We start from the raw sequence: 11,587 nt of genomic DNA, 5'->3' as shown, positions 1-11,587 counted from the left end.
AGACTGTCACTCCTTTAAATCTTCCAAATGTGGCATCAGCCATGAAGTGGAAATGTCGAAGAAAATAGGTTGGTGCTGATATTTATCCCCAGTAGGCAATATGAAGAGACAAAAAAATATGGATAAATTTGATTTGTTCACAACTTTATCCACAGCTTGTTGATAATTAAGAGAACAAACAAATCTATTCACATTCAAAAGTAATACCATCATAGCAAAACGCCCCTTATTTTTCAATGAGCAGGGCTATTTTATCCACAAATTCAAGCACTTGTGTACAATTATTAGGAACACCACTACATATTGTTGATAATTTGTTTACGGTTCGACACTTTACGCCAAAGCTTCGATAATTTTATACACAGGTTGTGCTCATCTGTGAGTAGTCGACTTTATTTTTTGATCACAGGTGGATAACTGTCATATCTTGTGGATTACTTTTTTTCTAATGGGAGTTGTGGATAAGCGGCTTGAATTAGAGGGAGGGTCTGGAGCCAGCAGTAGGTTGACTTTTGCGCATAAAATATGTTTAAATATATAAAGGTGTTTTCTGTAAGGATATGTCTCGATAATTAAATGATGATTCATGTAGATACTGTCCCTACTATAAGGACGGCTTAGACCGTTTCTGCTTATATGACAGTAATTAAGTTCCTGTAAGGGAGGTGCAATTATGAGACCGACATTTAGACCAAATGTGAGCAAACGCAAGAAGGTTCACGGTTTCCGTAAAAGAATGAGCACGAAAAACGGCCGTAAAGTGCTGGCAGCTCGCCGCTTGAAAGGCAGAAAAGTTTTGAGTGCGTAAGTTAGGCCACTAAGGGACCACTCCGGTGGTCTTTTTTTACTGCTTTTTATTATTATTTGCTCTGCAAACGACTAGGATCTCGCTTAATGCGCTAGCTACACTTTGCGGGGCTATTTAACGTATATACAGAATTATTTTGTGAGAAGTTGAGAATATTTTTCTTTCTATAATATAGAAGGGAAATTTCAGCGTTGTAGTCGCGGTCGTTTATGGCGACATCCAAATGACTATACTATTAGAAGAAAAAAATTCGGAACGATACTTTTAACCGGATTTATGAAGGAGATTCCCGTGCACAAAAAGTTACGATTACGAAACCGTGCCGACTTCAGTCGTGTATATCGCCATGGGAAGTCATTTGCGAATCATCAATTTGTAGTGTATTGGTTTAGCAAAAAAGAGGTAGAGCGATTTAGAGTTGGGGTATCGGTCAGTAAAAAGGTTGGAAACGCGGTTGTCCGTAACCGAATGAGAAGATTGGTGAAGGAAATCGTTCGTCATCATGAACCTGAAATTGCAGGTGGACTCGATATGGTGTTTATCGTAAGAAAAGGAGCGCTTTCCATGGAATACGCAGAGCTCGAAAAAAGCGTGCTGCATGTACTGCGCAAAGCCAAGCTACTCAAGGCTTCCCGCAAATAAAGGACGCATAAGAGGCTTGTTTATTTGTATTCATAATTATGGTATGATTTACGGTGGAATGGAATGTTCAAGAGAGGGGTTTTGAAGTGTCTCTAATGAAGACTAGACGGGGAAAATGGTTTCTCCTCATCACAGTGATGGTGTTGTCGTTAGCTGTTCTGTCGGGATGCGCTCCGTCAGCTGCTGTTACGCACACTACGGAGGATTTAAAGAATGGAGGCTTCTGGCAAAGTAATGTAGTGTATTATTTCGCCATTGCCTTGGACAAGTTTGCTGATTGGTTTAACGGAGAATATGGTTTAGCCGTACTTGTGATGGTTATTATTGTCCGCACGTTGATTCTTCCGCTTACGATTAAACAGGTGAAGAGCTCGCGGGCAATGCAAGCCATTCAACCGGAACTCCAAAAGATCCAGAAAAAATATAAAGACACACCTGAAAAGGTGCAGCAAGAAACGATGCGTTTGTTCCAAGAGAATAAGGTTAATCCAATGGCGGGTTGTTTACCGCTGATCGTACAAATGCCTATCTTTATCGCTCTCTACAACTCGATCTACTATAATCCACATCTACGGGAGCACTCCTTCTTATGGCTGGAGCTAGGTAAGCCGGATCATCTGTTTATCTTACCAGTGCTTGCAGCATTAACAACATTTATACAAACTAGAATGATGACTAAAATGAACCCGATGCAACAACAAGGGCCAATGCAGTTCATGATGATGATCTATCCAGTTCTGATTTTCGTTATGTCCTACAACTTCCCAGCAGCATTGCCGCTATACTGGGTTTACAGTAACATTTATACTATTGTTCAGAACTATTTCTTATATCGCAACAACGATAAACATAAATTGGCAATCGCAAGTGCTGTGAAAAGTACAGATGACTCAACTGCTGTGAAGAGCAAAGGCGGCAGTAAAGCATCGAAGGGAGCCAAAAAGTCAAAATGAGCAAAGTCGTCGCAACAGGGAAAACCATTGAAGAAGCTGTAGAACGGGGACTAACCCAGCTTGGAGTTCAAAAGGACCGGGTAACGGTCAACGTACTTGAGCAGCCATCAAGAGGATTCCTGGGATTGATCGGTGCGAAAGGTGCCAAGGTTGAGTTAACCTTGATAGCCGAAGCCGCACCGGCATCAGCGGCGAGTGCTCCGTCACTGCCTCAGCAGTCAACAAGAGAGAGCAAACAGGAGGCTAACGGCGGTGTGCCACGCCAAGATTCCGGACAACCGGTGGAGGAAGCTTACCAAGAAGCCGTTCATTTCATTGTGGATGTCGCTAAGAGCATGGGGCTCGAAGTGGAAGTCGAAATCGTCCACACTAAGGAATCCACGATTCTGCAGATATCAGGTCCAGATTTGGGACTGTTGATTGGTAGAAGAGGACAAACTCTCGATGCTCTGCAGTATTTGGCTAATATCGTAGCTAATCGTTACTCCGACAGTTTTATACGGCTTGTGCTAGATGCGGAGAACTTCCGTGAGCGGCGTAAAAAAACTCTCGAAGAGCTGGCTGATCGTTTAGCCAGTCGTGTCATTCGGACTCGTAAAGAGGTAGTACTGGAACCGATGTCACCTCAGGAGCGGAAAATTATTCACTCCAGATTACAGGATCATCGGCAAGTGAATACCCTTAGTAAGGGCGAAGAGCCAAATCGCCGCGTCGTTATAACTTTGAAGTAAAGACTATATGATGCAATGACTCCTTGACCAATGTAAGGGGTCATTGCTTTTTTAACAATATAAGACCGTTTATGATCAAAAAAATATAGGTTTTGGGGTGAAAAACAGCATGCTTAGTGACACCATTGCTGCCGTATCGACGGCATTAGGCGAGGGAGGAATTGCTATTATTCGGGTAAGTGGCCCTCAGGCTATTACCCAAGTGGCGCCTTTGTTTCGTAGCCGAGTTCCGTTAACTGAAGCGGAATCGCATACCGTTCATTATGGGCATATCGTTAGTCCGGATAACGGAGAGAAGATGGAAGAAGTACTTGTAACCGTAATGAAGGGCCCACGTTCTTTTACGACCGAGGATGTAGTAGAGATCAGTGCTCATGGGGGTGTAATTTCTGTAAGAAGGGTGATGGATTTACTTCTTCAGCAGGAGATAAGGTTAGCCGAGCCGGGTGAGTTCACCAAGCGTGCTTTCTTGGGTGGACGTATTGATTTATCACAGGCTGAGGCGGTTATTGATCTCATTCGTTCGAAGTCGGATCGTGCGTTTTCTGTGGCTTTAAAGCAGGTTAGTGGATCCTTGTCGGATCGAATTCATGCTTTGCGCCATACACTTATTGAGATGCTGGCCCATATCGAAGTGAATATAGATTATCCAGAGCATGATGTAGAATCCATGACAGCTGAATTTATTAAAGATAAAAGCAGTGAAGTGATGGAAGGAATCACAAAGCTTCTTAAGACTTCTAATGAAGGAAAAATTCTTCGTGAGGGGATAACGACAGCTATAGTTGGTCGTCCCAATGTTGGTAAATCTTCTTTATTAAACGCGTTAGCACGTGATAACAAAGCGATTGTAACAGATATTCCTGGTACAACACGTGATGTCATCGAAGAATATATAACGATAAACAACATTCCGCTTAAGCTGCTTGATACGGCGGGAATTCGTGAAACGATGGACGTAGTGGAGAAGATTGGCGTAGAACGTTCCAAGGCGGCAGTTAGTGATGCGGATCTGATTCTACTTGTGCTAAATGCTAACGAAGAGCTGCATGAGGACGAATTGGCATTGATGGAACAAATCCACGGTAGACAATGCCTAGTGATCATGAATAAAATGGACTTACCGCCCAAACTGGATAAGGATAAGTTGCTCTCGTTCTTTGAGGAGTCCAACATCGTACCGATGTCTGTTCTGGAAGAGGAAGGTCTAGACAAACTTGAAGATGCCATTTCGACACTCTTTTTTGGTGGAAAGCTGGAATCGGGTGACTTGACATATGTAAGTAATGTGAGACATATTGCACTGCTTAAAAAAGCCTATAAATCACTACAGGATGCATACGATGCGGCGGAACAGTATATTCCAATTGATATGATTCAAATTGATGTACGGCTAGCATGGGAACAACTCGGTGAAATTATTGGCGATACGGCAGCGGATTCGTTGTTAGATCAAATATTCTCACAATTTTGTTTAGGAAAATAGGTTTTACATTTTAATATAACATTTAGGGGGAAACAGGACATGAGTTATGATGGAGGCAACTATGACGTAATCGTCATTGGCGCCGGTCATGCCGGTTGCGAAGCAGCTCTAGCGTCAGCACGAATGGGCTGCAGCACGTTGATGATCACAATTAACCTGGATATGGTTGCATTCATGCCCTGCAATCCGTCCATAGGCGGACCTGCCAAAGGACATGTGGTGCGTGAGATTGATGCGCTAGGCGGAGAAATGGGCCGTAATATAGATAAGACTTTTATTCAGCTTCGTATGCTTAACACAGGGAAGGGACCTGCGGTGCATGCATTGCGTGCACAAGCTGATAAGTTCTTGTACCAACATACAATGAAGGAAACGATGGAGAAAACGCCTAATTTGACGCTTCGTCAAGGGATGGTTGAGCGTTTAATCGTTGAGGATGGACGTTGTGCAGGTGTAGTTACGAAGACAGGAACAGAATACCATAGTAAGACAGTTATCCTGACTACAGGTACTTACCTGCGTGGTAAAGTGATCATGGGTGAACTGACATATGAGAGTGGACCTAACAATCAGCAGCCATCAGTGAAGCTGTCTGAGAATTTGCGGGAGCTTGGTTTTGAATTGGTGCGTTTTAAGACAGGTACACCACCACGTGTACATCGCGATACGATCGATTTCTCGAAGACAGAAATTCAACCCGGCGACGATGAGCCTAAATTCTTTTCGTTTGAAACGAAATCATCGAACAATGAACAGCTTCCTTGTTGGTTAACTTATACCTCTGAGGTTACTCATCAGATTATTAATGACAACCTTCATCGTGCGCCGATGTTTACGGGTATTATTGAAGGAACAGGTCCACGTTATTGCCCATCTATTGAAGATAAAGTAGTAAGATTTAGTGATAAATCTAAGCATCAGATCTTTTTAGAGCCAGAAGGAAAAAATACATCGGAATACTATGTACAAGGTCTGTCGACTAGTCTTCCTGAGGATGTACAGCTAGCGATTCTGCGTTCCATCCCTGGTATGGAAAAGGTAGAGATGATGCGTAACGGCTATGCTATTGAATATGATGCAATGGTTCCTACACAGCTATGGCCATCTCTTGAAACTAAACGTCTACCAGGTCTTTTCACTGCTGGACAAATCAATGGTACTTCCGGTTATGAAGAAGCCGCTGGACAAGGTGTAATGGCTGGAATTAATGCAGCGCGCAAAGTGCAAGATAAAGAACCCGTAATCTTAGATCGTTCACAGGGATACATTGGTGTGCTCATTGATGATCTGGTGACTAAAGGCACTAATGAACCTTACCGTCTGCTTACTTCACGTGCAGAATATCGGTTATTGCTTCGCCATGACAATGCAGATCTAAGACTTACACCTATTGGTTACGATATTGGTTTGATCACAAAGGAACGATTTGATAACTTCACGGATAAAAAAGAACGGGTGGAGCGTGAAATTGTTCGTCTGCAAGAGACAAAGGTTAAACCTGTTGAGGTAAATCATGTACTAGCACAATATGAATCGGCACCTATTGTAGACGGCAGCAATTTGCTTGTTCTGATGCGTCGTCCAGAGCTTGTATATAGCTTCGTAGATCAAGTCTCTCCATCACCGGAGCTGCTCGATGCAGAAATGAAGGAACAAGTTGAAATCCAAATTAAATATGCCGGTTATATTGAAAAACAGCTTCAACATGTGGAGCGCCTGCAAAAGATGGAAAAGAAGAAAATTCCAGATGACATTAATTATAATGAAATCCATGGATTAGCGATGGAAGCACGGCAGAAGCTGACTAAGATCCGTCCAATCTCTATCGGGCAGGCCTCTCGGATTGCGGGAGTCACACCTGCCGACATTTCTATTCTCCTCGTATATCTCGAGCATTACAACCGGGTAACCGCGGCGAAAGGATAATCTATGGATAATACGGAAGTTCAATTCACACAGCTTTTACAAGAAAGAGGCATTACACTTACAGCAGAACAATTGGAGCAATTCGATCTTTACTATAAGGAACTCGTATCCTGGAATGAAAAAATGAATCTCACTGGAATAACAGAGCGTGAGCAGGTTTACACGAAACATTTTTATGATTCGATCTCTCTAGCCTTTTTCCTTAATATCAATGAGATAAACAATTTGGCAGATATCGGTTCGGGAGCCGGGTTTCCAGGTATTCCGCTTAAGATTTGTTTTCCACATTTGAAACTTACGATCATTGATTCATTAAGTAAAAGAATCTCTTTTCTGCAGCATGTCTGTACTACGTTGAAATTAACTGATGTGCAATTGATTCATGGGCGTGCGGAGGATATTGCCCGGCAATTCAAGCATCGTGACGCCTATGATTTGGTGACTGCGCGTGCGGTGGCAAGATTATCCTTGTTGAATGAGTTTTGTCTTCCTTTCACACGTAAGGATGGAGTTTTCGCTGCCATGAAGGGAAGCGATCCATCAGAAGAATTAAGTGAGGCGAAGTACAGCTTAAAAGAGCTTCGTGCTCAACTTGGTAAAGTAGAGTCGTTCAGCTTGCCTGTGGAAGAGTCGGCGCGACATATTGTCATTATTCGTAAGACAGGTGCCACTCCTGCTAAGTACCCACGAAAAGCGGGAATTCCTGCCAAAACACCACTTATCAAATAATGTTTCACGTGAAACATTATAGATTGGCAAATATATTTAAGGTCATCTTCTTTTTAGAGGATGACCTTTTTTGAGTGGAATTGCGATAACGATCTTAAATGAACGTTAATTAAAAGATAAACTAATTTGATATGTTTATTAAGCGGCTATCATTATGAAAATGCAGGAAAAATAGGTCTTTACGGAGAATATGATTATGTAGAGAAAAGTGATAGAATAGCATAGTAGACTTTTAATTTTGTATATAACTCCTTCTCTGTACTCTTGTTCGAAAGAAGGAGAGATTATGATGCCTGATAGCTGCAGGCCATTTCATAATATCAGAATGTTTTTTATTGCTGTACGATACGCTTTCCGAGAAGAAGGTCAAGAAGATCGTACTATAACGAAATTAGGTGGTTATGAACGGAATGAAAGAACAATTTACCAAGCTATTTGGATTTACCGAGCGGAGCAGCGGAGAAGAAATTAAACAAATACCAGTTCATGAGGTCATTAGCAGTCCTTACCAACCACGGACGATATTCGATGACGACAAGATCGATGAGTTGTGCCAGACGATTAAAACTCATGGGGTCATTCAACCCATAGTTGTACGCATGCGAGATTCCGTGTACGAGATCATCGCAGGTGAACGACGCTGGCGTGCGGTCAAAAAGCTTGGTTTAGAGACGATTCCAGCCATTGTTCGTGAATTCAATGATTCACAAGCCGCATCTATTGCGCTTATAGAAAACTTACAGCGTGAGGGCTTGACCTCTATTGAGGAAGCTGTTGCTTATCAAAAGTTAATTGATCTTCATCAATTGACGCAAGAAAGCTTAGCACAACGACTAGGTAAAAGTCAGTCTACCATAGCTAATAAAATTCGCTTACTTAATTTACCTGAAGAGGTTAAGACGGCGTTAATGGAGCGTCAGATTTCTGAAAGACATGCACGTTCATTATTATCACTCGATAGTGTGGAGATGCAACTGAAAGTGTTGGCAGAAATCATTTCAAAAGGCTTAAATGTTAAACAAACAGAAGCTCGTATTGCTTTCTACAAACAAGTCTCACAAACTAAAAAATCAAAGCGGGTCTCCTATACCAAGGATGTTCGTCTAGCTCTTAATACAATTCGTCAATCTATTGATATGGTGTCAGGCTCAGGGATGGAAATCAAAACGTCAGAAAATGACCGTGGTGACCATTACGAGATTGTAATCCAAATCCCCAAAAGATAAATTGTTTCAAAAGCTAAAGGCGGCCTTGAGGTGATTGGCCGCCTTTGGTGTGGCTAGAACCGGGATGTGTTGGCCAGGCCTGTAATTTAAAGTTCCAGTATATAATAGTTGTCTATATTCTTCATAAAGTGTGACGCTATCTCAGCGTCAGGAACATTTGTACTTGCGATCTACGAGAAGATTCTTCCTAACTATTCGAGGTGAAATAAGTGTCCAAGATTATTGCCATAGCAAATCAAAAAGGCGGTGTCGGTAAAACAACAACCTCCGTGAACCTAGGTGCCGGTATGGCTACATTAGGAAAAAGAGTGCTTCTAGTTGATATCGATCCTCAAGGTAACACTACTAGCGGCGTTGGCGTCAACAAGGCGGACGTGGCGAATTGTATATATGACATTCTTATAAATGAGGTAAATCCTCTAGAAACCATACTGGAAACTCAAAATGAAGGACTGCATATCATTCCGGCGACCATTCAATTAGCGGGTGCGGAAATCGAGTTAGTATCGACGATTTCCAGAGAGCTAAAGCTAAAAAAGGCGCTGAATGCGGTTAAAAACAATTATGATTATATTATCATCGATTGTCCTCCTTCACTTGGCATTTTAACAATCAATTCCCTTACTGCAGCGGATTCGGTAATCATCCCGATCCAGTGTGAATATTATGCGCTTGAGGGTTTGAGTCAGCTCTTAAACACCGTTCGTCTGGTGCAAAAAAATCTCAACCCGCATCTGAAGATAGAGGGAGTATTATTGACTATGCTTGATGCCCGGACCAATCTGGGAATTCAAGTGATAGAAGAGGTTAAGAAGTATTTCCAAGAAAAAGTATATCGAACGATTATCCCTCGGAATGTCCGGTTAAGTGAAGCGCCGTCACATGGACAATCCATTATTACTTATGATCCTCGCTCTAAAGGAGCGGAAGTGTATTTAGAGTTGGCAAAGGAAGTGATTTCTTATGAGTAAACGATTAGGAAAAGGTCTGGATGCGCTAATTCCATCTTTATCAATTAATGAAGATGACAAGGTAGTTGAGATCCCTTTAGCTCAACTTCGGGCTAATCCATATCAACCGCGCAAAGACTTTAATGAAGAGGCCATTCAAGAACTAGCAGAATCGATCAGACAACATGGCGTGATTCAGCCGATCATTGTTCGTAGCGTATTGAAGGGGTATGAGATCATTGCCGGCGAACGCAGATTCCGTGCCTCGCAGTATTGTGGCAAAGCTACAATTCCAGCAGTCGTTAGAAATCTTAGTGATCAGCAAGTCATGGAGATTGCATTAATCGAGAACTTGCAACGTGAGAACCTAAATGCAATGGAAATTGCAGTGGCTTACCAAGGCTTAATGGATCAGTTTTCACTCACGCAGGAAGAACTCTCGCTTAAGGTAGGAAAGTCCAGATCTCATATCGCCAACTTCCTGAGATTGCTTTCTTTACCTGAAGAAGTAAAAGAATATGTTTCACGTGGAACAATGTCAATGGGGCATGCGCGGGCAATTGTTGCTTTAAAGGATCCAGAAGTAATTAAACAACTGGCCGAACAATGCGTGGAACAACAGTGGAGTGTAAGAGAACTAGAAGAAACAGTGAAGAACTTGGACCGAAAACCTACTAATGGAGTTAAGGTCAAAGTTGTTAAACGTGATCCCTATATTGATAATGTAGAGGAAGTATTGCGTGAACGTTTTAAAACAACGGTGAAAATTAAACAGGGTAAGGAAAAAGGGAAGATTGAACTGAATTACTACAGTGCTCAGGATTTAGAAAGATTGTTGGAATTATTGGGTAACTAAATGGGTATCTATGCCAAGAACATATCCTGAGATATCCTTAATCGGATAATTAGGGGTATGTTTTTTTGAATAAGTTGATTAAAAAAGGGTAATAGACGAGGAGCGAGGTTATGGAAGACTTCGTATATCTGGATCATGCAGCTACTTCGTGGCCGAAACCACCAGAGGTTGCATCTGCGATGATGAATGCTCTGCAGTCAGGAGCAAATGCTGGTAGAGGTAATTACTCGCTAGCGATAGGAAGCGGTCGAGTGTTAGTAAGGACGCGGAGTGTGCTGGCGGGATTGTTCGGTGTATCTAATGCGCAAGATATAGCTTTTACCCATAATACTACGATGAGTTTGAATATGGCGATCAGAGGGACGCTTAAAGCGGGAGATCACGTGATTTCAACGATGACAGAACACAATTCTGTGAGACGGCCGCTGGAATACTTGCGTAAGACACTTGGGATAAAAGTTGACTATCTAAAAGTGGATCGTGAAGGGCAATTGGATTTAAAAGAACTCAAAAATGCTTTCCAGCCGAATACCAAAATGGTGATCTGCAATCACAGCTCCAATTTACTAGGAAGTATACTCCCTATCGGTGATATTGGTGATATCGTTAAATCGCATGGTGCTGTGTTTCTATTGGATGCAGCTCAAAGTGCAGGCTCACTTGATATTGATGTTAAAAAAATGAATATAGACTTATTGGCATTTCCGGGGCATAAAGGGCTGCTTGGACCACAAGGAACTGGCGGACTTTATATATCACCTGATTTGGATCTTGAACCCTTAATGCATGGAGGGACAGGTAGTCAATCTGAAAATAGTGAACAGCCCTCTGTTCGTCCAGATCGGTATGAAGCGGGGACGCAAAATACGGTAGGGATTGCCGGTTTACTAGCAGGTGTTCAAAAGGTACAATCTTTAGGGACGAACGTTATCCATGAGAGTGAATGGACATTAACTCAAAAGCTAATGGAAGGGTTGTCCAACATCCCAGGCATTAGAATATTAGGACCCTCTCTAGGGGCTCCGAGAACTGGCATTGTATCTTTTGTGGTAGATGGAGAAGAATCGGCGAATATTGCTCACCGTCTAGATCGTGATTATAAAATAGCGGTCAGAGCGGGTATGCATTGTACCCCTTTGGCACATAAGGCGGTTGACACGCTAGAGAGTGGTGCTGTTCGGGCGAGTGTAGGTGTAGATACGACAGAGCATAATATAAGCAGAATGCTGGCTGCTATGGATGAGTTATATGGCAATGCCCGCAGCAGATGAATAAAAAGG

11 protein-coding genes are annotated in these 11,587 nt (G+C 42.3%); all 11 read left to right on the top strand.

What is annotated here, in order from left to right; translation table 11 throughout:
- The first annotated feature begins 673 nt into the window (after positions 1–673).
- Positions 674–808, top strand: a complete 135-nt coding sequence (gene rpmH / locus MKY99_RS30370) for a 50S ribosomal protein L34 (protein WP_039295761.1) — start codon at positions 674–676, stop codon at positions 806–808.
- A 291-nt stretch (positions 809–1,099) separates the two neighbouring features.
- A complete protein-coding gene (rnpA, locus tag MKY99_RS30365; protein ID WP_042193070.1) occupies positions 1,100–1,450 on the top strand; it encodes a ribonuclease P protein component in 351 nt (116 codons plus the stop codon).
- 86 nt (positions 1,451–1,536) lie between these two features.
- The gene (locus tag MKY99_RS30360; protein WP_042193068.1) at positions 1,537–2,403 is read left to right on the top strand and encodes a YidC/Oxa1 family membrane protein insertase; all 867 of its coding nucleotides are present in this window, start codon (positions 1,537–1,539) and stop codon (positions 2,401–2,403) included.
- Positions 2,400–3,134, top strand: coding sequence for an RNA-binding cell elongation regulator Jag/EloR (gene jag, locus MKY99_RS30355; protein WP_042193066.1), 735 nt, complete (start codon positions 2,400–2,402; stop codon positions 3,132–3,134). The genes MKY99_RS30360 and jag overlap by 4 nt, the downstream gene beginning before the upstream one ends.
- A 109-nt stretch (positions 3,135–3,243) precedes the next feature.
- Positions 3,244–4,620: a tRNA uridine-5-carboxymethylaminomethyl(34) synthesis GTPase MnmE gene (gene mnmE, locus MKY99_RS30350; protein WP_339268042.1), complete on the top strand. Its 1,377-nt coding sequence runs from the start codon at positions 3,244–3,246 to the stop codon at positions 4,618–4,620.
- Between the two features lie 39 nt (positions 4,621–4,659).
- Complete coding sequence (gene mnmG, locus MKY99_RS30345; RefSeq protein ID WP_339268040.1) at positions 4,660–6,546, top strand: tRNA uridine-5-carboxymethylaminomethyl(34) synthesis enzyme MnmG; 1,887 nt, start codon at positions 4,660–4,662, stop codon at positions 6,544–6,546.
- 3 nt (positions 6,547–6,549) lie between these two features.
- Entirely contained in the window at positions 6,550–7,275 is a 726-nt protein-coding gene (gene rsmG, locus MKY99_RS30340) for a 16S rRNA (guanine(527)-N(7))-methyltransferase RsmG (protein ID WP_339268038.1), read from the top strand.
- A 410-nt stretch (positions 7,276–7,685) separates the two neighbouring features.
- Positions 7,686–8,501 carry a nucleoid occlusion protein gene (gene noc, locus MKY99_RS30335; RefSeq protein WP_076285062.1) on the top strand — a complete coding sequence of 272 codons (816 nt, stop codon included), beginning with the start codon at positions 7,686–7,688 and terminating at the stop codon, positions 8,499–8,501.
- A gap of 209 nt (positions 8,502–8,710) precedes the next feature.
- The gene (locus MKY99_RS30330) at positions 8,711–9,472 is read left to right on the top strand and encodes an AAA family ATPase (RefSeq protein ID WP_042131728.1); all 762 of its coding nucleotides are present in this window, start codon (positions 8,711–8,713) and stop codon (positions 9,470–9,472) included.
- Entirely contained in the window at positions 9,465–10,307 is an 843-nt protein-coding gene (locus MKY99_RS30325; RefSeq protein ID WP_042193054.1) for a ParB/RepB/Spo0J family partition protein, read from the top strand. The genes MKY99_RS30330 and MKY99_RS30325 overlap by 8 nt, the downstream gene beginning before the upstream one ends.
- 110 nt (positions 10,308–10,417) lie before the next feature.
- On the top strand, positions 10,418–11,578 hold the full coding sequence (locus MKY99_RS30320) for an aminotransferase class V-fold PLP-dependent enzyme (protein ID WP_339268036.1): 1,161 nt from the start codon (positions 10,418–10,420) through the stop codon (positions 11,576–11,578).
- Positions 11,579–11,587: the final 9 nt, after the last annotated feature.

The organism is Paenibacillus sp. FSL R5-0470 (assembly GCF_037975205.1).
GTDB lineage: Bacteria > Bacillota > Bacilli > Paenibacillales > Paenibacillaceae > Paenibacillus_AQ.
This window is presented reverse-complemented; position numbering and strand designations above follow the sequence as displayed.